General features: G+C 66.0%; 15 protein-coding genes. 9 read left to right on the top strand and 6 right to left on the bottom strand.

The features are described from left to right. Nucleotides 1–114: 114 nt before the first annotated feature. Nucleotides 115–1,563, top strand: coding sequence for a cytochrome B6 (locus BSF38_RS03910; protein ID WP_099091944.1), 1,449 nt, complete (start codon nt 115–117; stop codon nt 1,561–1,563). Between the two features lie 379 nt (nt 1,564–1,942). Beyond that, complete coding sequence (locus tag BSF38_RS31190) at nt 1,943–6,691, top strand: hypothetical protein (protein ID WP_168189302.1); 4,749 nt, start codon at nt 1,943–1,945, stop codon at nt 6,689–6,691. A gap of 747 nt (nt 6,692–7,438) precedes the next feature. Here BSF38_RS31190 and BSF38_RS03920 read toward each other — a convergent pair. From BSF38_RS03920 to BSF38_RS03930, 3 genes are all read right to left on the bottom strand, one after another. Beyond that, nucleotides 7,439–9,616, bottom strand: coding sequence for a site-2 protease family protein (locus BSF38_RS03920; RefSeq protein WP_076343549.1), 2,178 nt, complete (start codon nt 9,614–9,616; stop codon nt 7,439–7,441). 85 nt (nt 9,617–9,701) lie between these two features. Further along, complete coding sequence (locus BSF38_RS03925; RefSeq protein ID WP_076343550.1) at nt 9,702–10,649, bottom strand: efflux RND transporter periplasmic adaptor subunit; 948 nt, start codon at nt 10,647–10,649, stop codon at nt 9,702–9,704. A gap of 113 nt (nt 10,650–10,762) precedes the next feature. Beyond that, nucleotides 10,763–12,841, bottom strand: coding sequence for an efflux RND transporter periplasmic adaptor subunit (locus tag BSF38_RS03930; RefSeq protein WP_076343551.1), 2,079 nt, complete (start codon nt 12,839–12,841; stop codon nt 10,763–10,765). A gap of 460 nt (nt 12,842–13,301) precedes the next feature. Here BSF38_RS03930 and BSF38_RS03935 point away from each other — a divergent pair, with 460 nt between their 5' ends. From BSF38_RS03935 to BSF38_RS03945, 3 genes are all read left to right on the top strand, one after another. Beyond that, nucleotides 13,302–14,933: an OprO/OprP family phosphate-selective porin gene (locus BSF38_RS03935; protein ID WP_083712677.1), complete on the top strand. Its 1,632-nt coding sequence runs from the start codon at nt 13,302–13,304 to the stop codon at nt 14,931–14,933. Between the two features lie 111 nt (nt 14,934–15,044). Next, the gene (locus BSF38_RS03940) at nt 15,045–15,284 is read left to right on the top strand and encodes a hypothetical protein (protein WP_145951956.1); all 240 of its coding nucleotides are present in this window, start codon (nt 15,045–15,047) and stop codon (nt 15,282–15,284) included. Then, nucleotides 15,281–16,459, top strand: a complete 1,179-nt coding sequence (locus tag BSF38_RS03945; protein ID WP_076343554.1) for an NAD-dependent epimerase/dehydratase family protein — start codon at nt 15,281–15,283, stop codon at nt 16,457–16,459. The genes BSF38_RS03940 and BSF38_RS03945 overlap by 4 nt, the downstream gene beginning before the upstream one ends. Here the strand turns inward: BSF38_RS03945 and BSF38_RS03950 are convergent. Further along, the gene (locus BSF38_RS03950) at nt 16,347–18,065 is read right to left on the bottom strand and encodes an SUMF1/EgtB/PvdO family nonheme iron enzyme (RefSeq protein ID WP_145951957.1); all 1,719 of its coding nucleotides are present in this window, start codon (nt 18,063–18,065) and stop codon (nt 16,347–16,349) included. The genes BSF38_RS03945 and BSF38_RS03950 overlap by 113 nt on opposite strands. A 246-nt stretch (nt 18,066–18,311) precedes the next feature. Between BSF38_RS03950 and BSF38_RS03955 the strand changes: the two genes are divergently transcribed. From BSF38_RS03955 to BSF38_RS03970, 4 genes are all read left to right on the top strand, one after another. After that, entirely contained in the window at nt 18,312–19,283 is a 972-nt protein-coding gene (locus tag BSF38_RS03955) for an aldo/keto reductase (RefSeq protein ID WP_076343556.1), read from the top strand. Between the two features lie 119 nt (nt 19,284–19,402). After that, on the top strand, nt 19,403–20,326 hold the full coding sequence (locus tag BSF38_RS03960; RefSeq protein ID WP_145951958.1) for a hypothetical protein: 924 nt from the start codon (nt 19,403–19,405) through the stop codon (nt 20,324–20,326). 73 nt (nt 20,327–20,399) lie between these two features. Beyond that, nucleotides 20,400–21,233: a thymidylate synthase gene (locus BSF38_RS03965; RefSeq protein ID WP_076343558.1), complete on the top strand. Its 834-nt coding sequence runs from the start codon at nt 20,400–20,402 to the stop codon at nt 21,231–21,233. A gap of 20 nt (nt 21,234–21,253) precedes the next feature. Beyond that, nucleotides 21,254–21,781 carry a dihydrofolate reductase gene (locus BSF38_RS03970; RefSeq protein ID WP_076350579.1) on the top strand — a complete coding sequence of 176 codons (528 nt, stop codon included), beginning with the start codon at nt 21,254–21,256 and terminating at the stop codon, nt 21,779–21,781. On the opposite strand, the gene BSF38_RS03975 is transcribed toward BSF38_RS03970, so the two are convergent. Together BSF38_RS03975 and feoB are read right to left on the bottom strand one after the other, a co-directional pair. Continuing rightward, complete coding sequence (locus tag BSF38_RS03975; protein WP_076343559.1) at nt 21,763–22,002, bottom strand: hypothetical protein; 240 nt, start codon at nt 22,000–22,002, stop codon at nt 21,763–21,765. The two genes, BSF38_RS03970 and BSF38_RS03975, sit on opposite strands and share 19 nt — an antisense overlap. 47 nt (nt 22,003–22,049) lie before the next feature. Beyond that, a complete protein-coding gene (feoB, locus tag BSF38_RS03980) occupies nt 22,050–24,299 on the bottom strand; it encodes a ferrous iron transport protein B (RefSeq protein ID WP_210405676.1) in 2,250 nt (749 codons plus the stop codon). Nucleotides 24,300–24,339: the final 40 nt, after the last annotated feature.

Consider the following 24,339-nt stretch of genomic DNA (forward strand, 5'->3'; position numbering starts at 1 on the left):
CGATTTTCCGGCAGGTGGTCCGGACCGTAGCCGACGGGTCTGTGATGAAGTAGACTCGCGGTTCGTCCGGCATGCTGCTTGACAGGAGAACGTATCCACATCACGGGGGGACCAATGCAAGCTTCAAAAACGCTGCGAGTTCGCCGCTGGCTGCCGTGCCTGTCCGACCCGACTGTTCTGGCGTTTCTGACCGCCGTCTCGCTCGTTCACTTCTGGCCCGCTCCCGTCGGCGCCGAGGAGCCGCCCGCCAAGACGAGTTACGACCAACTGGCCCCCGTCCTCCTCGGTCAGGAGACGTTCCAGGACCGGGTGGCGAAGGACAAGGCCGACAAGCCGGCGGTCGAGGCGCGCCAGAAGGCGCTTCTGGAGGAGCGCTACGAGCTCGGCTCGCGACCCGACGGCCAGGTCAAGATGACACGCGGCAAGCCGATCCAGGTCGGCCCGGCCGCGAAGCTCGTCGCGGGCACGACCTGGGAAAGCCTCGCCGCGACGGCCGCCGACGAGATCCGCGATAAGGGCCTGTTCCCCAAGGGCTTCCTGCCCCTGCCCCACCCCAAACACGAGGTCGGGGGCATGGTCTTCCCGCAGATGGAGATCAAGCTGCTGCCTCGTCTGGAGCGGTTCGATATCGATTTCGACCTGCCCGAGCACTTCCTGCCCGAGTTCCCGCCGGCGATCTTCCTGACCACCCGGCCCGACCTCGGCGACGTGTCTCAGGGCAAGGTGCTGACCGTCGACAACTTCCAGGAGATCTTCCAGGGCATCCTCAACGCCAAGGATCTTGAGGGGGTGCGGCTGCTGGTCACGCAGTTCCCCCAGCAGCAGTTCAACGCCACCCACGACCGCAAGACGGAACTGCCCCTTGGCATGCTGGGCGTGGCCTGCTTCGACTGCCACGTCAACGGCCATACCTCGGCGGCGACCCATCTGGTGGGCGACATCCGGCCGCAATCGCACCGCCGCCGCATAGAGACGCCGAGCCTTCGCGGGGTGAACGTCCAGCGGCTGTTCGGCTCGCAACGAGCCCTCAAGACCATCGAGGACTTCACCGAGTTCGAGCAGCGGGCGGCCTACTTCGACGGCGACCAGGTCTCGGCGGCGGCCAAGGGGATCAACCCGCTGGAACGCGGCAGCCAGGTCCACTTCATGTCCGAAGTCCAGGAGCTGCTCGACTTTCCGCCGGCCCCAGGGCTGGACGTTTTCGGCAAGCTCGACCCCAAGAAGTTCCCGGCCGACTCCCCGGAGATGAAGGGCCAGACCCTGTTCTTCGGCAAGGCCCAGTGCGCGGTCTGCCACCCGGCGCCGTACTATACCGACAACCTGATGCACGACCTGAAGGTCGATCGGTTCTACAAGACGCAGTCGATCAACGGCCTGGTCGCGACGAAGCAAGGGCCGATCAAGACGTTCCCCTTGCGGGGAATCAAGGAGTCGCCGCCGTACTTCCACGACGGCCGCCTGCTGACGCTCGAAGACACGGTCGAGTTCTTCAACCTGGTTCTGGAGACCCAGCTCACTCCGGACGAAAAGCAGGCCCTCGTCGCGTTCATGCGGCAGCTCTAGGTGGAAGCGAGCACGGGGCTTATGTCGAATTTTCGGCGGCGGGCGATTCCTTCCTTTTGGGGCGGGGGTCGCTCGCCGTCGTCGCTTTCAGCTCTGCGGCGGTGGGGGTTGAGCCGTTCGGCCGTATTGCGGCGGCCGTCGTGCTCGTCCTGAAAGTGACGATTTTTCCGTCCGTCCGGCGGCTTTGTCTGATCGTCGGCGCGGCTGCCGGCCGATTCAGATGGTGAAAAGGGGTCCGCGTGTGCGGGTTATGCCCCGCACCGTGGCCTTGCCGGATGTTTCGACTCATCGTCAAGCGCCAGGTGCGCCGATACTAAGGATTGCCGGGCGTCTCGGCCTCGGTTCAGGACGGACGAGTCCAGCGTTAGGAGATAATGGAATGTCTCAGCCATCCCGACCGCGGGCCAACGGCCCAGCGCAGCGGCGTAAACGCGATCTCAGACCCGACATCATCATGCCGTTGGAGCAGCGCTGCCTGCTGGCTCCGGTCTTGCCGCTCTATCCGTTGCAGGCTGTGTTCACGGCCGCCACGACGCCGACCAACGGCGACTTGGGCACGGTCGTGGTGTCGAGCAACACCACGGCGACGACCCTGACCTCGGCGGCCCCGATCACGTCGGTGTCGGAGACGACGCCGTTGACGTCGTTCGGCGGCGACAACGTCCGGATCAAGGCGGGGCCGGGCGGCGTATTCGGCAACGGCCTTTATGCCATCTCTCGCGGCGCCGGATCCAACACGGGCGCGGTCAACCGGCCCGGCGTGATCTACCGGGTCGACCCGGCGACGGGGAAGGCGAGCGTCTTCTTCGACTTGAACACGGTCATGTCTCAGATCGACCCCAACGCCCTCAACACCGACGGCAAGAACGCCGCCGCGAACTCGCTGGGCGGTGCCACGGGGGGGGCGGTCGATACGACCGGGTTCGCCAACTGGTACGACATCGCGTTCGACCCTGAAGGCTACATCGACGGCAAGCCTTCGATGCTGGTGAGCACGGTCGACCGTTCCGACCCTTCGAAGAACGCCATCTACCGGATCGGCCCTGACGGCAGCTTCCTGGGCGCCTACGTCACCCTGACGGACGGCCAGGCCGCGACCAAGTTCAACATCAATCCGACGGGCATGGTGGTTCCCGGTCCTGAGATGCAGCAGTTCCTTCGCGGCGTGATCGCCGGCAGCGGGATCAGCTCGACCGGCGGCACCATGGCCGCGTTGTTCTTCAACGCCAACCAGTACTCGCCGGGCCAGGTGATCTCGAACGGATCGAATTTGCCCAAGGGCGCGTCGGAAACCGGGTTGACCCTCGGGCCGATCGTCGGCATCACCCAGGCGAACGTCGACTATACCTCGCCCCTCTATTCGGCGTTCACCGACTTCGGCACCCCGACCGGGGGCGGAATCCCGGCCAAGCCCGGCTTCAGCGGGGTGCAGGGGTCCAACGGCGGTCTGCTGATCGGCACCCAACTCACGTCGACGACGACCGGCGCGACCACCGCGACCATTGACCAGACCGCGCTGGTCACCACCCCGTTCCGCCGCTTCGAGGACATCGCCTTCGACCAGTACGGCTACTTCTCGCAGTCGATGGGGCTCACCGCCTCGGCGACCGGGACGGGGACGACGGGCGGATCGACGTCCGGCACTTCGCTCGTCACCGTGACGGGCCAGCCCACCTACGCCGGCAGCCTGTTCGTCAGCGACCTGGCTTCGGGCCTCTCGGTCAACGTCGTCTCCGTGGCGGAAGGCGACATCCCCGCGGGCGTCACCGTGCCGATCGCCGTCCAGGGGAGCGGCGTCCTCGGGATTCAGAAGCTGGATCCCAGCCTCCCCTACAACGCCACGACGAACCCGCTGGTTCCGATCGTCAGCAACGGCAACACCACAGGCGGCTCGAACGCCGCGGGCGGTCGCATCGTGCGGATCACGCCCGAAGGCGTGATGACGGTCTTCGCCCAGGGCTTCAACACGTCCGCCGCGCAAGACTCGACCAGCTTCATGGATTCGAGCCTCTCCATCACCTTCTCGGCCGACGGCACGACGATGTACGCGTCGGACGGCGACGGCATCTGGCAGTTCAAGACGACCGCCAGCCTGGCCGGCTCGACCTCGGGCACGCTGATCGGACTGAACGACTTGCGGACCCTGGGCGTGCCGTATAACGGCCAGGGAAGCGCCGTGGCCGTCGTCGACACCGGCGTGGACGGGCTCTCGGCGCCGTTCCGCGGCAGGGTCTCGACCGGCAAGAACATCTACACCGGCGGCCCCGGGAACGCGGATCTTTCGTCGTTCACGAACTCCACCTCCGGCACGGGCGGCACGACTGGCGGCACGGGCGGCGGCACCACGGGCGGCACGGGCGGCACGACGAACGGCACGGGCAACGTGCTCGTCAACACGTTTGACGGCCACGGCACGCCGGTGGCTGGCGTCGTCGCCCAGTTCGTCCCCCAGGCCACCATCGAGCCGGTCGCGATCTTCTCGCCGTACTTCGGGTCGAGCACGCTGACCGTTGGCGGCGGCACCGGCGGCACGGGCGGCACCGGCGGCGGCACGACCGGGGGCACCGGCGGCGGCACGACCAGCGGCAACCTGTCGGCTTCGAGCAACGCCCTGACATCGACCAACGCCGTCTACAGCGGCATGGACTACGTCGCCAAGCACCCGTTCGTCAACGACCCGGTGCGGCCGGGCGTGGTCAATCGCGTGGTCGCTTCGGTCTTCGCCTTCGGGACGACGCAGACCTTCGCCACCGAGGCGCAGGCGTACAAAAACTATCCCCAGATCGTCATCGCTCTCAAGAACCAGTTGCACAAGTACCGTAGACTGGGCATCGCCCCGATCGCGGCCGCCGGCCAGTTCGGCGCCCCGCTTGGAGCGAGCAGCGGCGGTTCCACGGGCGGCACCGGCGGCACGGGCGGCGGCACGACCGGGGGCACCGGCGGCGGCACCACCGGCGGCACGACCGGCATAACCACCCAGTTCAATAACAGTGGAGCCAATCCGTCGATCGGCGACAACGACGGCATGTCGCTGCCGGCGGTCTTGAACGAAGCGATCTCGGTCACCGGGACGTATCCGTTCCCTTACTCCACCGACGCTTCGACCACTCCGAACAACCCGCCAATCGGTGCGATACCCAACCCGCTTGGTCCCGTCCTCATCTTCGGCAACGCGCTGACGATCGGCGGCACGGCCTCGAGCACGACCGGGACCGGCAACGGAGGGGGCAGTGGCGGCGGCGGAGCCGGTGCCGGCGCGGGGGGAGGAGGGACCACTGGCTCGGCGACCAGCGCCAACGTCGCGCCCAACGTCCAGACCTTCGCCGCGTCCGACTTCAATATGTGGAACGACCGCATCCCCGGCGCCGTCAACCGCAGCATCACCACCGACTTCGCCGCGCCTGCAATCGACGTGCCGACGTTCCGGCGTCGATTCTCCTCCCTCCAGGCGAATGGAACGACCACGACCACCGGCACCGGGACCAACATCAACGATCCGGCCAACCACTTGACCTTCACCCAGGTCGGCACCTCGATGTCGTCCGCCATCGTGACCGGCGCCTACACCATGGTGTCGTCGGCGCTCAACTACTGGACCAATCTCAACAAGGCGAACGGAGTCACCTCCGACGCCTACCTCACGACGCCCGTCGGCGTCCGGAGCCTGAACTTCGGCCGTCGCGGCATCAAAGACCTGTCGGCGTACAACACGCCCGACGGGATCAACGGGATTCTCGCCTACACGGCGGTTCCCGCCTTCGACGTCAACGACGGCAACAGCGTCTCCACCCCGAATCTGGTCAGCTCCACCGACAATCAGAACGGGTTCTCGGGGGGCGATTCGGCGCCGGCTTACGCTCGCGTCTCGATCGGCAACGCCATCGCCTCCATCGAAGGAACGATCGCGATCCGCTACTTGCTCGACCACAAGATCTTCCCGATCATGGACGAGAACAACGACGGCGTGATCTCGGCCCAGGAGGTTCAGGACTTCACCGACACCGCCGCCACCAAGGGCCTGGCGGAAGCCGGTGCCATGGCTCGCTTGCTGGGCGGCACGTCGACGACCTCGCTGCCCCAGGCCGGCATCAACAACCAGGTGTTCAATGAGAACCCGGATCAGCCCGCGGCCCTGCAACGCCGGTTCAACTACTTCGACTTCGTCGCCAACGGCCAGCTCAAGGGGGGGATCAGCCTCGACAGCTTCCGGATGCTCGCCAACACGCTCTTGCCCAAGCCTGACAGCTACAACATCATCGACCGCCAACGGGCGTCGGCCAACGGCTTCCTCGTCGACCCCACGGCTCAGCGGAACACCACGGCCCTTCAGCACAAACTGCCGTCGTTCGCCTGGGTGCCGAAGTCCGCGGTGGCGAAGTACCGCGGCGTCTCGCCCGCGAAGTTCAAGGTCAACCGCAACGAGACCCCGGGCACTTACTTCCCGGTCTACACGCTGTTCGATTCCACTCAGGCCGCGCCCCAGCAGACTGGAGTGACGGTTACGAGGACGGTTCGGGTCAACGGCGAGACCATCTCGCTGGCCTCGGTCCGGCCGGTCGCGGCCCCGGCGGTTCAGACCGCCGCGCCGACGACCACGACCACCACCCCGCCGGCGACGACCACCACTCCGCCGGCGACGACGCCCGCCACGACCGGAACGACGACCCCGCCGGCGGCGACGCCCGCCGCGACCGGAACGACGACCCCGTCGGCGACGACGCCCGCCGCCGACACGACGGCGGGCACGACGACTTCGGACACCAGTCCCGTGGTCAGCGCTCTGTTGAACCTGGTCAACCAGTCTCAACAGCAGTCGGCGAAGACCGCGACGTCGCTCCCCGCAGCCACCCCGTCGGCGACGACCGATACGTCGACCACGACTACGACCCCGCCGGCGACGACCACGACCCCACCGGCGCCAACCGAGCCGACCGCGACGCCCGCGGTCGCCACGGCCGCGACCACGACGGCGGACACCACGGCCAGCGACCTGGCCGCACAACAGCTAGCCGCCAGCCAGGCCCAGGCTCAGGCCCAGAAGCAGAAAGCCCTGGCGCTGGCCAATGCCAACAAGAATCAGGGCTTCTTCGACAAGCTCTGGAGCGACATCAAGAAGCCTTTCAGTTGATCGACGACGATCACAGAGTCAAAGGCAAGTCCAACCCGGCCGCCCCTGGTCTCCTGCGAGACCAGGGGCGGCCTTTTCGTTGCCTGTACGCCAGAAGCCGTTTGTTCGCCCATCTCACGCGGTCGTTCCGTCTCCTTCCGCGCGATTGATCGTCCGCAAAATGCGCGGGAGGTCCGGCTCTCGGGGCCGGGGCCGGATACGAGCCCGAAGCCCCAGCGAGTGAATGGTTCCAACGGCCGACCGCCGATTCCCTCGCTGGCGCTTCGAGTTCGTATCCCGGCGTGCCCGCGCGTGGGATTATTTTCAGCGCAACCGTCCTGACGCCGAGGCGACGCCCGGCCTCATGAGAATGGGGGCTTTTCGCTAGGCGTCACGACCGGGTCCGTAGGGGCGCCCCTTGTGGGCACCTGGTTCGCTCCACGCCGACCGCTCGTGCTCGGCGATCGGGCACCCACAAGGGGCACCTCTACGGCAAACCACAGACCAGGATTTACATGGCAGCAGCCCGAGGCGTCAGAGAGGGAATTGCCTCTCGAGTCGAACCGATCCGCGTCGCGTGCGGAACCGTCCGACGGAACCATGCACTTGGTGGCGCTGCCGAACCGAGGGCTCGGAATCGAGGTGGTCGGAGCACGGGCTGATCGCGCTATGCGGCGGCGACGGCGGAAATGCACAAGGCCCCGGGAGTCGATCGGAGGGATCGTCGCCCGGGGCCCTGCGTTGGGAAGCGGTTCGTCGGTCGGCTCGTTAGATGTTGAAGTGGAACGTCTTGGTGATGAGCCGCCAGAGCCACCAGCCGAAGGTGTGGGTGCCGCCGTCGATCTTGGCGAACCCGCGCTGGCCGGGATGGAACAGCAGGTTGGGATTCTCGATGGGGATGATGACCTCGTAGACGGCGGTTTGCGGCTTCACCTGGCCGGTTTTGGGGTCGGGCTTGGCGGCGATCTCGCCGCCGGCGGAGTTCGCAAGCTCGGGAGGGATCTCGTCGCGGTTCCGCTTGGCGATCTCGGTGACCTTGCTGACGAGGGTGGTCTCGGAGCGGCCGTGGATTTTGACCCAGGTTTTGTTATCGGGCTTGATCAGGTCGATGTCCGACTGGTCGATGATCAATCGGGCTTCGAGATGATGGGGGTCGGCGAGCTGGCAGAACGGTTTACCGGTCTTCAGCCACTGGCCGAGCGTTTCGCGGTGGGGGACGCCGATGAGCTGACCGTCGCGGCTGGCGGTCAGGGTGAGCTTGCCGAGTTGATCGTTGATCCTGGTCATGGACGGCTCAAGTTGTTCGGCCATCACCTCGTGCTGCTTCGCCTGCGCCCGGGTCGCGGCGCTCTGGTTGTACCAGAGGGCCTTGAACCAGTAGGTGTCGTGTTCGGCCTGGCGCTGGACGCGCTCCTTCTGCTTCTCAAGGTTGACGAGCTGGGCCAAGACGGCGCCTTTTTTGACCCACTGGCCGTCAAGGACTTTGAGGTCGACGAGCTGGCCTTCGACTTCGGCGTAGACCTCGACGGGGTTGGCCGGCGACAGCACCAGGGTGCCCTGGATTCGCAGCGGGGTGGGGATCAGCAAGATCCCGGCCACGACGGCTACGAACGCCGCGGCGAAAGCGGCCGCACGAGCTTTCTTCACTTTGCGCATCCTCCCGGGCGTGCGAACGAACTTACCGATCTGGTAAATGGGCATGGCCAACAGCGGGATCAATGATCCGAGCGCCAGCATATAACTAAGCGATTGCAGCTTGTACGGCTTCAGCACCTGCGACAAGAAGAAGATGATGCTGAAGGTGACCACCCAGCGGTACAGGTAGCTGGCGATCGCGTACGACACGAACAGCGTCCGCCGGGAGCGCGGCAGGTAGCTCTGGACGGGGACTTCCAGGCCGAGCACCTTCTCCTGGATCAGGTAGGTGAAGAACTGGGTGCTCTTGATCCGCAGGTTGGGGATTTCCAGGTAGTCGGCCGTCACGTAGTAGCCGTCGTACCGCAGCAGCGGGTTGGCGTTGAACAAGACGGTGTTGACCGAGCAGATGAACATCGTGGCCATCGCCAGGCTGTTGAACAGCCCTTGCTCGGTGTTGAACCAGACGAAGGTGGCGATGCTGGCCAGGAAGAGTTCGACGTAGATGCCTGCGGCCGAGATCCAGATCCGGTGCCACTTGTTGGGCAGGAGCCAACTGTCGGTCACGTCACAGTAGAGGGCCGGGGTGAGGACGAGGAAGAGCATCCCCATCTCGTGGACCTCGCCGCCGAAGTGCTTGGCGGTGAGCCCGTGGCCGAACTCGTGGATGATCTTGATGATCGCCAGGCTGATCCAGAACGTGAAGATCGTCCACCAGTTGAAGAAGCTCTGGAACTCGGGGAGCTTCGAGTAGAAGTGGCTCCACTGGCTGACGACCAGGATGATCGCGGCGAGCATCATGCTTGTGCTGAAGGCCACGAAGGTGCGGGTGAACAGCCAGCGGAAATACGGATACATCCAGGTCAGGAGCCGCTCGGGGTCGATGACCGGGATCTTGATGAACAGGATGTTCGCCAGGAAGCCCCAGACCTTCCGCCACCGGTTCTTGCGGCGGCGGCGGATCAGGGCGACGGCCTGCTCGGGACTGTCGATGATGACGACGCCCGCCTCGTGGAGCTGGGCCACGAACCGAACGAGGTCCTCGATCGAGATCGTCTGGGGCCGGTATTTGCGCTCGAAGGCCCGCTTGACGTCCTGCAGGTTCTTCTCGCCGTCGAACTGCTGGAGCAGGAAGTACTCCTCGATCTTGAATCGGAAGTACTTGAGGGCCAGCGGGTCCTTGATGACGTAGTGGGTCATCCCCTCGTAGAACTGGGGTTGGACCACCAGGTCGGGCCGGAGCTTGACCTTGAGGTGCTCGGCGGCCTGCCCGTAGGGAGTCGCTGGGGCTGTTGTGGGAGCTGCGCTCATCGATCGGCGATCCTCGGTGGGCCGTGCGAGGGACGACTCGTCACAGGGTCAGGGATGAATCGGAAACGGCCGTCTCCGCCCACGTTCAGCGGGCGGTCGGCTGGGGGGTTCGCGAGGCGACGTCGTCGGTCAGAAAAATCGTCGCGGCCACCTTGAAGCCCGGCCGCAGCTCGAAGTTCGGGTTGTCGAACTCGGCTCGGATGAGGACGGCGGTCTCGCCGACCGGCTGGATCTCGGGGTTCACGAACGAGATCTTGCCGCGGAACTTCATGCGTTCGATCGGCTGATCGCCGCGGGTGCCGACGAGCCGGGGCTGGATCTCGACGATCTGGCCCTCCTTGACGCGCAGCGCGTACTCGAGCGGAACGTGGAATTCGGCCCAGAGTCGCGCCAGGTTGCCGATCTCGACGACGGCCTCGTTGGCCCGCACACTCTCGCCGGGGTGCTTCATCCGCTTGATGACGATGCCGTTGAACGGCGCCACGATCGTATGCTCCTTGAGCATCTGCTTGGCGAGGTTGAGCTCGGCCTTGTTGATCGCGACCTGCTCCTTCGCCTCGTTGATCTGGGCCACGGCGACCTTGAGTTCGCCCTCGGCCTTGGCGACGTCTTCCTGCGACACCATGCCCGGCTTGCGCTCGTTGAGCCGCTTGTTGCGAGCGACGACGGTGAGGGCGACCTCCCAGGCGGCTTGCCCCTTCTCGATCGCGGCGGTGTTGCTGGCCATCAGGGCGTTCTTGGCGACGGTCAGCTCGGCGACCTCTTTGTGGAGATAACCGATCGGCTGGTCCTTGATCGCCGGGTCGCCTTCCCGCAACTCCATTTTCTCGATGACGCCTTCGCGGAGGGCGGCGACTTCCGACTTCTCGATCCAGTCGAGCCTGCCGAGCTGGTCGGCCGACTCGAGGACGAGGGTGGCGGTCGCGCCCCGGGGAGCGGGGTCCTGGCCCGCGCCGTTCTGCCCGAAGGCGGCTACGGACAGAGTCGCGAGCATTCCCACGGCCACGGTCCCGGCGGTTTTCAGGGCGGTCATGATCGAACGAGCCTCCACGCGTTGATAGTCGGAAAACGTATTTGAAGGAGTTTCAGGCCGCGGCTGCCTTCGGACCCGCCGCGCGGCGGGGCCGCAGGCGAGGCGATCGATGATCAATGCAGGAACGGCCAGCGGAAGAGGACCGACTCGTGCCACACCTGGACGACCTTGCGGAACAACACGTAGGCCAGTCGGGCGTCGCCGCAGTCGATCCGGGCGCGGGTCTCGGCGCCCGCCCGGAATTCGTGGTTCCGCTTGAGGTACTCGTTGCGAACGGCGTCGCTGAATCCCACGGTCACCTTCACCGTGTGCCGCTGCTCGTTGCTGTCGGGCTTGGTCTCGGCCTTGGCCGCGATCCGCCGCACGAAGCCCTGGTAGCGGTGCTCGGGCTCGGTCATGACCACGAAGTAGGCCGACAGGGTCGATCCGGCGGGCGCCGATTCGAGCTTGCTCTGGGCCGCGAGGACCGGTCCCATGTCGTCGTCGGGAACGTCGACCTCAAGCACCCACTCGCCTTCGGTCGAGGCGATCTGGAGCAGCTCGGTCCCGATGTCGACGGGACGGCCCATCAGGTTCTCTTTCGCCTTCCACGTGGTGATGACGCCGTCGTGCGGGGCGCGGATCGACATCGACTCGATCTGCTCCTGGACGATCTCGATCTGCTCGCGAGAGCTCTTGGCCGTGATCTGGGCCTCCGAGAGCTGCGCCTGGAGCTGGTAGACGTTCTCGCGATCGTTCTGCGTGGTGCTCGACCGCTGCTCCTGGCGTTGGAGGATGACGGTCTGGTTGCTGGCCTTGTTGTATTCGGCGGTCAGCTTGTTGAGTTCCTTCTGCAGCTCGCGGCTGTCGAGGCGGGCGATCACGTCCCCCTTCTTGACGACTGAGCCGTGATCGACGGGCACCTCGACGACGATGCCGGGGATCGGCGCGTAGACGCTTTGCCGCTGTTCCGGCATGAGCGAGCCGCGGCCTTCGATCCGCAGGTTCCAGGGGACGAAGGTCAAGGCGCCGATGAGGGAGACGATGAGCAGCAGGACCGCGACGATCTTGGCCAGCGTCCGGCCCCGCAACAGCCGCCACGGCGAGCCCATCGCCTTGAGCAGTGGCCGGAGGAAGATCCGGTGATGCTCCTGCGCGTTCCAGAGCGCGGTCGAGGCGTGCCGCGACACGACCTCGGTCCGGGCGTGCATGTCGGTGGGGGCGATCTCGTCGCCGATCTGCTCCGCCACGAGGCAGCCGTACGCCACCTTCTCTTTGTGTTCGGCGCCCTCCTCCTTTTCAGGCTTGTGGAGGATCGCGATCGCCACGGCCTTCGAGCCCGACTCGTCGACGTACAGCTCGAGAGCGTCGCGGATGTCGGGGGCGAAGCCGTCGGTGTTGCCCGTGTAAACGAGGTCTTCGCCCGACCGGATCACGGCCTTGCAAAGCTTCGTCAGCTCGCGGACCTGGTTGGACCGCTGTTCGACGACCTCCTGGCCGCTGATCGCCTCGACGAGCGTCCGGCCGGACAGCTTCATCGCCACGCTCAGGCGGTCGCAGCCCACCAGCCGCTTGCCGTCGTTGACGATCGCGTAAGCCGTCTCCTTGAGGTCCAGCGATGCGTGGATTTGGTGGGTGAAGCCCTCAAGCTGGTTCCACAGCCGTTGCTGCGAGACCATCTGCCGCATCTGCCGGTTCTTGAGGTAGTTCGAGGCCAGGTCGCACAGGTCGGCCACGAACCGCAGCGTGCTCTTCTGCTGGGCCGCCCGACGATTGGGGTCCATCAGAATTTCGAGCAGACCGACGACCTGCTTGTCGACGACCAGGGGGGCCAGGATGATCGCCAGGTGGGTGGGGTTGTACGCCTGCGGCACCCCTTCGATCACCGCGCCGGGAGGGACGATCTGGGGCTGCGTCGCCTGAACCATGCAGCCGAGCAGAGCGTCGTGCGGGGGCGTCTTGACGCGCCCGTCCATGAGCCCGGTCTGGGCGAAGTCGAGCTGGTACTGGAGTCGCAGGCCGCCCCGGCCGTCGAGCAGCCAGAACGCGCCTCCGGTCGCGGCCGTCGCGGCCACGGCCCGGTTTAGAAACTCGCCGTAGAACTCACCGGGCTGGACGTCCGATTCCGCCAGGTCGGCAATCTCGGCCACCAGCTTGCGGATCTGGGTTTTCGTCTGTTCGAGCAGACCAGCATCGATGGTTTCTTCCGTCATGGTGGTACCAGTTCGTTAAGAGCTGAGGCCGTCGTTCCCGCGCCCCAACAGGCCCATGTTCCATTCGGCGACGACTGCGACGCGTTCCGGTCGGCTCGAAGAGGACCCGTTCGGGACACCCTCCTGGTTGGCGCGCAGCGCAGGCTGACGTAGACAACGGGACGATCACCTCCCTCACATTCCTGAAGAAGTCAAGAAATCTCTGATCGCGGACCGCCCTCCGGCTCGTTGATCCGACTCAAGTTCAAGCCGGAATGCGAGATGGGCCTATCGGCGGTCGACCGAAAAATCAAGGCCAGCGACCATTGAGTTTGACGATCGGGCGGTCAAGGAGGGGGGGCGTCGCGGCCGATAAAGGAGATCAGGCGCGTCCGGGCGTCGCACCGCGACGGGGCCGGCGGCGACTACGGGGGCGAGGCGAATAGCAGCCCCGCGCGGGCAAGAGATCGGGGCGTTTTTGATGGCACAGAGGCGACGGCCGATTCGCGACATTCTCGTCGTGCTCGCCGTCGTCTCGGCCTTCGAGGTCCGGGCTCAGCAACCCTCCGACGCCGAGGCGTCCCCCGCGAGTGAGCCCCAGGGCGAAGTGCTCGACGATCGGCTCCGCAAGCTCGAGGCGATGAATCGGGCGATCGTCGAACGACTCGACCGCTCCGAGCGCGAGCGGCTCCGGTCCGAAGATCGCTATCGGTCGCTGGAATCTCGATACGAAGACTTGCTCAAGCGTCTCGATGCGAAGCCGGACGCCGCCGCCGATGCGCTCCCAGATCCGCTCCCCCCGCGACCGGCCTTCCGCGAACCCGGCCGGCAGCCCGACGACGACCGGCCGCGGGGACTGGCGGAGCACGCCCGGGGGGGCGCCTTCGCCGATCGGCTGCTGATCGGGGCGTTCGGGGAGGGATTCGGGCTCAAGACCGAGGACGACGAGTACCAGCTTCGATTCCGGGTTCTCGATCAGACCGATTTCAAGGTCTTCTCGCCCGGCAACCAGATTCCCGCGTCGAGCGGCATCTACATCCCCCGCGTCCGGATTTACTTCGAAGGCCAGCTCACTCGCCTGTTCCAGTACGAGGTTTCGATCCAGCGGAGCGTCGAGGGAGTCTGGGACTTGCTCGACGGCAACGTCGACGTGAACATCGATCCCCGGTTCAAGGTCAAGTTCGGCCGGACGCTCGTCCCATACAGTTACGATTGGTACGACCATCTCGAACAGTACTTCATCACGCCCGAGCGCTCGCTTTTCCCGCTCAACTTCGGGCTCTCGCGGTCGGCCGGCTTGATGGCCCACGGGAGGCTGTTCGAGGACCGGCTCCAGTACGCCGTCGGCGGCTTCGACGGCCACCTGGTCGGGGTCGCCGACAACAACTCGACCCGCGACGCCGTCTCGTACCTCAACGCGAAGCCGTTTGCGCAATCCGAGCGTTGGCCTTGGCTCAAAAACCTGAATATGGGCGTATCGGGGTATCTCGGCCAGCAGGTCCGTCCCCAGAAGCCGTTGCCTATGCGGACGTCGCTCCAGTCTTCGGAGAACGACGAGGCGGCGCAACAGGCGACCTCGCTGTTTCTTGCTTTCAATGAGGACGTCTACTTGCTCGGCGGCCACAGCGCCCTCGCGGCGCACGTCGCATGGTACGTCGGCGGCCTGTCGTTCGAGGCCGAGTGGCAGGGAGGCCGCGACCACTACGCCAGGGCCGGCTCGTTCCAGCCGGTCTCGGTGCCGGTCAGCGGCAACCACATCACGGCCTCCTATTTCGTGACGGGCGAGAAGGTCACGGACCGCAGCCGCGTCGATCCCCTCCGGCCCTTCGACCCGCTCCGCAACGGCTGGGGGCCGGGCGCCTTCGAACCCTTCGCGCGTTACAGCGAACTCCGCCTCGGCGAAACCGTCTTCAAGGCCGGCCTGGCCGACCCCAACGTCTGGACGAACAGCATCGGCATGACCGATATCGGCCTCAACTGGTATCCGACCAGCTTCATCAAGATCTACTTCGACTGGCAGCACGCGATGTACGGCACTCCGGTCATGCTCAATAAAGACCTCCGAAGCAACGTCAACGACCTCTTCTGGATTCGCGGCCAACTTTACTACTGACGCGTCGCGGCTCGGAATCGGCTTGCTCTCTCTGCGTCAAAGTCGATAATCCGCTATAATGGATTTTTGCGCTGCGACGGTGCGTTCAACCTGACTTGTAAGGGCTTCCCGATGACACCCTCGAAGCTGGATCGTGAGAGGCTCGTGATCGAGGTCCACCGGCGCGAGGCCGACGACCTTGCGGCTCTGCTGCACGCGCTGGAAGTCGACTGCGGAGAGCCGACGCCGGACCCCGACACTGGTGAGATGCTCATCACGTTGGCCCCGTACATGGACGCCGCCGAACTCGACCGCGCCGACGCTCTGGTTACGGAATTCAACAAGATGCGCTCCACGCGAGCCGCCTTTTGAGCCGCCGGGTCCTGGTGACGGGCGCTACCGGCTTGCTGGGGAGCCACCTCGTCGAGCGGCTTGGCGCGCGCGGTGATCACGTGCTCGCTCTGGCGCGACAGTCGAGCGCCACCGGTTTTCTCGACGAGCGCGGCGTCGAGGTGGTGCGCGGCGATCTGACCGACCCGTCCGCCTGCGATCGGGCGCTCGACGGGATCAACGTCGTGTACCACTGCGCGGCGAAGGTCGGCGACTGGGGGAGTTGGTGCGAGTTTCAGGTCGGCTGCATCGACGCGACCCGGACGCTCGCCGAGGCGGCTGTTCGCGCGCGAGTCGACCGGTTCGTCCACGTCAGCTCGACGAGCGCCTACGGCCACCCGAGCGACCGCGCGGAGCCCATCGCCGAGACCCACCCGCTGGGCGACAACATCTGGGTCCTCGACTATTACACGAGGAGCAAGGTCGATTGCGAGCGGCTGCTCTGGGGACTCGCCGAGACCGGCGGCCTGCCGCTGACCGTGATCCGTCCGAGCTGGATCTTCGGCGAGCGCGATCGCACGACGATGCCCCGGTTGATCCAGGAGTTTCGCTGGAACCGGGTGTCGATCGTCGGCAAGGGGGACAACCCGCTGAGCGCCGTGTATGCGGGGGTCGTCGCCGATGCGGCGATCCTGGCGGCCGACGATCCGGGGTCGGTCGGCGAGGCGTACAACGTCACGAGCCAAGCGGCGATCACCCAACGCCAGTTTCTCGACATGCTGGCCGACGCCCTGGACGTCCCTCGGGTGACCTGGCGATATCCGTTCTTGTACGCTTTCTACGGTGGATTCGCGCTCGAGCTTCGCGAACGCCTGCGGCGGAGCAAGAAGCCCCCGCAGGTGACGCGATACGGGGCGTGGCTCTTGGGCCGCCGGCTCAGCTACAGCACCGAAAAGGCCCGGAACAAGCTGGGATGGACGCCGGCGCTCTCGTACGAAGAGAGCATCGAGCGGACGGTGCAATGGTTTCTGGCTGACCAGGATGCCCGCATTCCGAAGCGTCGGACGCCGCCGGTCGTCGCGGTCCGGCGCGCCCTGGGCTTGCTCAGAACGGAACCGGAGGCGGCGCCGCGTTCGCGGGAGCCGGCTTTTGACCGGCCGGCGGCTGAGTCGGCGCGGGTGCCGCGGCGGCCGGAGTCGGGACGGGGGTCGCGATGACGGCCGGTCTTTCGACCTGAAGGGCGCACCGAAAGCCGACGTAGGTCAGCCGCTTCTCGGCCGCCATCGGTTCGCGAGCCGCGCCGGCGCCGGTCTTTCCTCCCTTGACGACCAGGTCGGATTTCCCCGAGCGAGGCTGCGCACCGGTCGGGTCGCTGACGACCTGCGAGGCGATCGACCGGTAATAGCCGGGGTCGAAGGAGTCGGACGTCCACTCAAGGACGTTCCCCGCCATGTCGAAGACGCCATAGGGCGACTTGTCTTCCGGAAACGACTTGACCGGGTCGATTCGACGGGCGGTGCGGGGGCGAGCGTACTTGGCGGGCTCGTCGCCCCAGGGATACGTCCGGCCGTCGATCGACCGGGCCGCCAGTTCCCACTGCGCCTCGGTCGGCAGGCGTTTGCCGGCCCATTCCGCGTAGGCCTGCGCGTCGCCAGCGTTGACCATGACCATGGGCAAGGCCTCGGTCGAAGGCTTGCCGGTCTCATCGACGGTCGGCCAGTTCCCGGGGGGCCGTCCACGAAACCGCGTCTCGGAGAGGAAGAGGCGGAACTGGCGGACCGTCACCTCGTGCTGATCGATGTAATAGCCGGATAGGTTGACCTTGTGCTCGGGGCTGGCGAAACCCGCATCGCGGTCGTCGCCCATCGTGAAAACGCCGCCGGGGACGAACACCATCGGAGCGCCGTCGCGGTCGCCGACGATCAGCAGCGGCCATCCGGACGGGTCCATCCCCGCCTCGGTCTTGGCGGTGAAGCCGGGAGGCAACTTGCGGTCGGCGCTGACGGGCGTCGCCGTCGCGTTCGCTGAAACCTGCGAGGGAGTCAGCTCGGCAGGGTTGGCCGGTAAGACGAGCGTGGCGTTGCCCTTCGCCTCGACGCCGGGCGCTCGGGCCACGACCACGGTCGGCGGGGCGGTCGGCTCGGCGTCGGGAACGGCTGGGGCGTCGGCCTTCACGGTGGGACGATCGAGGAACAGCGGCAGATTCTGCGCCGGTCGCTTGAGGGCCTCGCGGGCGTCGCCGGCCGTCTTGGTGTTTTTGTACGCCTTGACCAGCTTCTCAAGGAGCGCGACGGCCTCGTCGGACCGGCCGATCTTGGCGAACTCGCGCGCCCGGACGAACATGGCGCGCGCCTCGACATCGAGGTCGGGCTTGGCGGGCTCGACGGGGCCCTGGGCCATGGCGTCTTCGTCGGTCGGGCCGCCGTCTGGGAACGGGTTCTTGGGGAACATCTGGTAGCCCACGTAGCACGCCAGGCCGACGATTCCGGCGATCAGTCCGCCGGTGAGCATCCGCGCCCGCTGGCGGGCTTCGTAGGTGTCGAAAGCGGGCGTCTCCTCCATGAGCGCTTTCTTTTCGCCCGGCTCGTCGCCGCCCGCGCCCGCCTTGGAACTCTTCCCCGCGTCGGCCGGCTTGCCCACGTTCCGCTTCCTGCCGGGACTCGCGGCAGGCTCGTCCTCGGGCTCGGCCTTCCACATCCGGGGCAAGGGCTGCCCCGGCGCGCGGGTCGGCTGCGCTTTCGGCGTCGGGGGCTGATCGGTCTCGGACTCGTCCGATTCCGGATTGTCGGCCAGATCGTATTCGTCCGGTGCGTCACCGTTCATGACCGGGATTCCCAAGTGATCGGCTCGGGCTGGAAGAATCGCTTGATATTCCTAGCCTAACGCCTCGCGGAGCCGCCGCACAGTCCCGACCACGGTTCGCCGATTTCCTTCGTAGTGCGACGCCGAAGGGTATCGAGCGGGGCCTTGGAAATGCGACCGGCGACGGTGCGGCGGCTCGTGGCTAGGGCTCACAAACCACTGCTACAATAGGACGTTGATTCCACGTTGCGAACAAGGACGAGTGTCATGCAAGAACGTACGTTCGGTCGGCTGGGTTGGGACGTCGGCGAAATCGGATATGGAATGTGGGGCCTTGCCGGTTGGACCGGAAACGACGACGAGGAGACCGACGTCGCTCTTGAGCGGTCCGTCGACCTCGGCTGCAACTTCTTCGATACGGCCTGGGGGTACGGCGAGGGCCGGAGCGAGCAGATCCTGGGACGGCTGCTGAAGAAGCATCGCGAGAAGCGGCTTTACGCCGCGACCAAGATCCCGCCCAAGAACTTCCAGTGGCCGTCGCGCCGCGGGTCGACGCTCGACGACTGCTTCCCGCCCGACCACATCCGCGAGTACACCGAGAAAAGCCTCAAGAATCTCGACGTCGCGACGATCGACCTCCAGCAGTTCCACGTCTGGGAAGACGACTGGGCTGACGACGACCGCTGGATTCGCACCCTGGACGACCTCAAGCGGGAAGGGCTGATCCGGGGCGTCGGCGTCAGCGTCAATCGCTGGGAGCCGAACAACGTCCTCAAGACCCTGCGCACCGGCGTGGTCGACGCCGTGCAGGTGATCTACAACATCTTCGACCAGGCGCCCGAGGACGAGCTGTTCCCGCTCTGTCGCGAGTTGAACGTCGCCGTCATCGCCCGGGTTCCGTTCGACGAGGGGACGCTGACGGGAACGCTCACCAGGGAGTCGAAGTGGCCCGAGGGGGACTGGCGGAACACCTATTTCGTGCCTGAGAACCTCGCCAAGAGCGTCGATCGGGCCGAGGCCCTGCGTCCGCTGATTCCCGACGGCATGACGATGCCCGAGCTGGCGCTTCGGTTCATTCTCGAAAACCCCGTCGTCTCGACGATCATCCCCGGCATGCGGAAGGTCCGCAACGTCGAGGCTAACCTCGCGTCGAGCGACGGCCGACGACTGCCGGCCGATCTCACGGCGTCGCTCCGTACGCATCGGTGGGATCGGACGCCGACGAAATGGTCTCAGTGAGATAACCCGATCGTTCCCTCGAACTTCGGATTGACCGTCCCCGAGCCTTCGTTACCATCCGGCCGCGCGGAGCGTACGGACTTATCCCCGGCGGACGTCGGGGTACACGGAGGTGCATGATGGCGGTCATGACGACGATGTTCGTGGTGGCGTGGCTCGGGGCCGGCCCGGGCGACGAGCCCAGCAAGCTGGCCGTCGCGGCGGCTGTCGAGACGTTCACTTCGACGGCCCCGGCCGGCCCCGTTCCGAAGATCGCGTTCGAAGTCCATGACATCACCGTCGCCAGCCCCGATTGGCGTGGAAAGATGCTCGCGCAGCTTGAGCCAGTGGCTCGTCAAGAAGGGTCGGCGGTCTGGGCGCTCGATCAAAAGGCCCTCGCCGACCTTTTGAAATACTGCCAGAACGACGCCCGCTGCAACGTCGTCCAGTCGCCCCGGATGATCTCCAACGTCGGCGAGCCGGCGCGGATGACGAACGAGACCTCCGTCAAGTACGTCGCCCACCTGAAGCGCGTCTCCGACGGCCCGCCCAACGAGGGGACGCACATCGCCTTCGTCCCGGAGATCGGCGAGGTCCACGACGGAATCCGGGTCAACGTGACGTCGAGCCAGCTCAAGGGGCAAATCCTTTTCGCCAAGGTGGCGATCGAGCAGAACCAGGTGCTCGCGTTCCTCACCACCACATACACGGAAGGCGTCAAACCGCAGTCGAAGGACAAGGAGAAAGAGAAGGACGACCCCGGCGTCGTGAAGACCTCACTCCTCGAACGGCTTCGACCCGAGCACGCCAACGCGGCGTCCATTAACGGCACGATCCAGATTCCCGAAGTGGTTTCCAAACGCATCGAGGGTGAATGGATGATTCCCTCGGAAGGCGCGCTGCTCGTCAGCATGGGGCCTGCCCCCCGTCGTCACGACAAGGGGTTGCGGCAGTCGTATCAGGAGCGACTGGTCGCCATCACCGCGAGGCCCGCCCCCGAGCCTCCGATCGTCACCGTTCCTGCTCCAGCCCCAGCTCAGTCCAAGGCTCCCGCGACGCCCTGATCGGGGCGGTTTGACGGCCTCCTATAATCAATGACGACGCGGCTCGAAATCCGCGCGGTCAAGAGAGTTCGGCATGCGTCAATATCTGGATCTGCTGAAGGACGTTCGCGAGCACGGCGTGCGCAAGCCGACGCGGGCCGTGCTGCGCTCGACGGGCGAGAAGATCGACGCGCTGAGCGTCTTCGGCCGACAGATCCGGTTCGACCTCGCGGACGGGTTCCCCTTGGTCACGACCAAGAAGATGGCCTTCGGAGCGATCGTCCACGAGCTGATCTGGTTTCTCCGAGGGGCGACCAACATCGGCTATCTCCGCGAGCACGGCGTCGGCATCTGGGACGAGTGGGCCGACGAGAACGGCGAGCTGGGGCCGATCTACGGCAAGCAGTGGCGGTCTTGGCAGGCGCCCGACGGCCGTTCGATCGACCAGATCGCGGCCGTGGTCGCGGGCGTCAAGGCCGTGGCGGCCGACCCTTCGGCCTCGGTCGGCCGCCGGCTGATCGTCACGGCCTGGAACCCCGCCGAAGTCGCCGAGATGGCGCTCCCGCCGTGCCACACGCTGTTTCAATTCAGCGTCGCCGAGGGCCGGCTCTCGTGCCAGCTCTACCAGCGGTCCGCCGACCTGTTTCTGGGCGTTCCGTTCAACATCGCCAGCTACGCCCTGCTGACTCATCTCGTCGCCCAGGCGACGGGCCTTGAGCCGGGTGATTTCATTCACACGTTCGGCGATGCTCACATTTACTCGAACCATCTCGATCAGGTCGACGAGCAGCTAAACCGGGCGCCGCTCTCCCTGCCCCGACTCGAAATCGACCCGGCCGTCGTCGATCTCGCGCAGATCGATCGCGGTCAGATCAAGCTGATCGGCTACCGTTCTCATCCCGCCCTGCGGGGCGAAGTGGCCGTTTGACGGGGAACGCGGAGGCGATCATGGATGTTTCGTTCGTCGTCGCCATGTCGCGCGACCGGGTGATTGGCCGAAGGGGCGAACTCCCCTGGCGGCTGCCTCGCGACCTGAAGCACTTTCGCAAGTTGACCTGGGGTAAGCCGATCGTCATGGGACGGAAAACCCACGAGTCGCTCGGCCGCCCCCTGCCCGGCCGCACCAACATCATCCTGACGCGTCGCCCGGGTCTTGCGGCCCCGGGATGCGTGGTCGTCGGTTCGATCGACGAGGCTCTCGACCAGGCGCGGGCGACCGACGCCGACGAGGTCATGATCGTCGGCGGCGGCGAGATGTATCGGGACGTTCTGCCCCTGTGCTCGAAGGTCCACCTGACGCTCGTCGAAGGGGATTTCGAGGGCGACACCTTCTTCCCGGTCGACTTGCTCGGCTCACCCGACTGGCGGACGGTTCACGAGGAGCGCTGGGAGGCCGACGCGAAGAATCCGCACGACGCCCGCTATCTCGTTTTGACCCGCGTGGTATCGCCAATGGATCAGGAATCGCGATCCTGAAGGGCCGAGGCCTGGCGGCCGGCTCCGACGCGGCCCAGGCCAATCGATACGACCTGTTCGGGCTGGCCCGCGCCGCTCGCCTCGGCACCCGACGAGCACTTGCCGCACGATGATCCGCAGCCGCTGCTCCGCCCGCCGATCAGCCCTTTCCAGCCGAGGCTGGAGAGGTAGACCGCAGCCCCGAAGACCACTGAGATTGCGACCGCGTCTTGCCAGCCCATGTTCCGCACTCCCTTCCGACCTGATCGATGCGATCGAGGAACGGACTTCAAGAGACGAACAGCATCCCCACGTGATAGGCGAGGAACGCCCCGATGTAAGCGAGGACGGTCATGTAGGTGAACGACAGCGTCGGCCAGATCCAGCTTTGGGTTTCGCGGCCGATCACCGCGAGTGTCGAAACGCACTGGGCGCACAACGCGAAGAAAACCATGACCGAGAGCGCGACGGGGATGTTGAACAGGGGCTTGCCGGTCTCGGGCCAGGTCGCCGTTTGCAGGGCTGTGGTCAGCCGCTTCTCGCCTTCTCCTTCGCCCACGTCCTCGCCTACGTCGAAGATCACCCCCATGGTGGCGACGACGACCTCGCGAGCCGGGAACGACGCCAGCACGGCGCTGCCGATCCGCCAGTCCCATCCCAGGGGGCGGACGACCGGCTCGATCAGCTTGCCGGCGCGGCCGAGGAAGCTGCGCCGCTCCTGCTCGCCCGCCATCTTGTGATCGATCGCGCCTAGGTCTGCGGCGAGCGACTCGGCCGTCGCCCCGTCGTTGGCGGCTCTCGCCGTGTCGATCGCGGCTTCGATTCGCGCTTTCTCCGTCAACAACGGCTTCAGCTCGTCGGCCGAGATGCGAGGGTAGTAAAGCGCCCCCCACATGAGGATCGAGACGGCGAAGATGATCGTGCCGGCGTTTTGCAGGAAGTCCAAGCCGCGTTCGAACATCCGATAGATGATCACTCGGGGCGACGGCCACTGGTAGGCCGGCATCTCCATCAGGAAGACCGGCGCGGCGCTGCGGAGCAAGGTCCGCTTGAGGATTAGGGCGACTGCGGCCGCCACGACGACGCCCACCGAGTACATGGCGAACATCGTCAGGCCCTGAAGCTGGATCAACCCCCCGAGATAGGATCGCGCCGGGATGAAGGCCGCGATCATCAGCGTGTAGACCGGCAGTCGGGCGCTGCAGCTCATCAACGGAGCGATCAGGATGGTCGTCAGTCGGTCCCGACGGTTCTCGATGACCCGCGTGGCCATCACGCCCGGTATGGCGCAAGCGAACGACGAGAGCAGCGGGATGAACGATTTGCCACTCAAGCCCACCCGGACCATGATCTTGTCCATCAGGTACGCCGCGCGCGACAGGTAGCCGCACTCCTCAAGCGCCGTCAGGATGAAGAAGAGGATGAAAATCTGCGGCAGGAAGATGACCACCGCGCCAATCCCGCCGATGATTCCCTTGACCAGCAGACTCCGGATCGGGCCGTCGGGCAGCGCCTCTTCAAGAACGCCCGACACAGCGTCTTTACCCGCATCGATCCAGTCCATGGGAATCTGGGCCAAGGCGAAGACCGCACTGAAGGTCAGCAACAGGACGGCGGCCAGGATCAGCGATCCCCAGACCTTGTGGGTGAGGACCGCGTCGAGCCGGTCGGCGGATTTGGAGACGGCGTGATCGGGATGCTCGACGACTCCGTCGGTCGCGTCGGCGATCCAGGCGTATCGGGACGTCGTCTCGACCTCAGGCACGCGGCAGCCGACCTCGGCCAGCCTTGCGCGGGCGTCGTCGACCCGCTGGCGAAGCTGTTCACGGTCGGGCTCGCCGAGCGCGAGCTGCGCCTCGACCTCCGACCCCGAGTCCAGGAGCAGTCGTTCGATAAGATAGCGTGCGGGAGGCGGCGTGAGCGTCGCGGCGAGTTGTTCGACTTCCTGGCGAAAAGCCGAGGGAAATGGGCTCGCGATCGTCGGGGCCGGCCGCGTACCGGCTTCCTCGACGGCCTGCTTGAGCGCTTCGAGCCCTTCGCCCAGTTGCGCCTGGATGGGGACGACCGGAATCCCGAGCTGGCGGCTGAGCCTGGCGGCGTCGACGGTCAACCCGTCGGCTTCGGCCAGGTCGCCCATCGACAACGCGACGATCACGGGACGACCGAGTTCGAGCACCTGGCTGACCAGGTAGAGGTTGCGAGTCAGGTTGCTCGCGGCCACGACGCAGATCACGACGTCGGGGGGCTGGACGTCGGTTCGTCTACCGAGCAGGACGTCGACCGTCACCATCTCATCGGGAGAGCGCGGGGCCAGGCTGTAGGTACCGGGCAGGTCGACGAGAATCCAGCGTCGGCCGTCGTGGACGACCTCGCCGAGCTTCTTCTCGACGGTCACTCCCGGGTAGTTGCCCACTCGTTGCCGCACGCCGGAAAGCGCGCCGAACAGCGTAGATTTGCCGGTGTTCGGGTTGCCGATCAGGGCGATCGTCCAGGTTCTGTTTTCCGAGGCAATCGCCATCACATGACCGGAGGGAAGCATGGGGAGGGAATCAATCAATCGCCGATCGTCGTTGCGACGG

The sequence above is a fragment of the Paludisphaera borealis genome (assembly GCF_001956985.1).
In the GTDB taxonomy this organism is placed as follows: Bacteria; Planctomycetota; Planctomycetia; order Isosphaerales; family Isosphaeraceae; genus Paludisphaera; species Paludisphaera borealis.

Coding starts and splice junctions, on each gene's coding strand:
- BSF38_RS03975 (WP_076343559.1), bottom strand. CDS start 22,002: ATGGGCTGGCAAGACGCGGTCGCAATCTCAGTGGTCTTCGGGGCTGCG.
- feoB (WP_210405676.1), bottom strand. CDS start 24,299: ATGCTTCCCTCCGGTCATGTGATGGCGATTGCCTCGGAAAACAGAACC.
- BSF38_RS03935 (WP_083712677.1), top strand. CDS start 13,302: ATGGCACAGAGGCGACGGCCGATTCGCGACATTCTCGTCGTGCTCGCC.
- BSF38_RS03950 (WP_145951957.1), bottom strand. CDS start 18,065: ATGAACGGTGACGCACCGGACGAATACGATCTGGCCGACAATCCGGAA.
- BSF38_RS03960 (WP_145951958.1), top strand. CDS start 19,403: ATGGCGGTCATGACGACGATGTTCGTGGTGGCGTGGCTCGGGGCCGGC.
- BSF38_RS03955 (WP_076343556.1), top strand. CDS start 18,312: ATGCAAGAACGTACGTTCGGTCGGCTGGGTTGGGACGTCGGCGAAATC.
- BSF38_RS03925 (WP_076343550.1), bottom strand. CDS start 10,649: ATGACCGCCCTGAAAACCGCCGGGACCGTGGCCGTGGGAATGCTCGCG.
- BSF38_RS03930 (WP_076343551.1), bottom strand. CDS start 12,841: ATGACGGAAGAAACCATCGATGCTGGTCTGCTCGAACAGACGAAAACC.
- BSF38_RS03970 (WP_076350579.1), top strand. CDS start 21,254: ATGGATGTTTCGTTCGTCGTCGCCATGTCGCGCGACCGGGTGATTGGC.
- BSF38_RS03965 (WP_076343558.1), top strand. CDS start 20,400: ATGCGTCAATATCTGGATCTGCTGAAGGACGTTCGCGAGCACGGCGTG.
- BSF38_RS03940 (WP_145951956.1), top strand. CDS start 15,045: ATGACACCCTCGAAGCTGGATCGTGAGAGGCTCGTGATCGAGGTCCAC.
- BSF38_RS03910 (WP_099091944.1), top strand. CDS start 115: ATGCAAGCTTCAAAAACGCTGCGAGTTCGCCGCTGGCTGCCGTGCCTG.
- BSF38_RS03920 (WP_076343549.1), bottom strand. CDS start 9,616: ATGAGCGCAGCTCCCACAACAGCCCCAGCGACTCCCTACGGGCAGGCC.
- BSF38_RS31190 (WP_168189302.1), top strand. CDS start 1,943: ATGTCTCAGCCATCCCGACCGCGGGCCAACGGCCCAGCGCAGCGGCGT.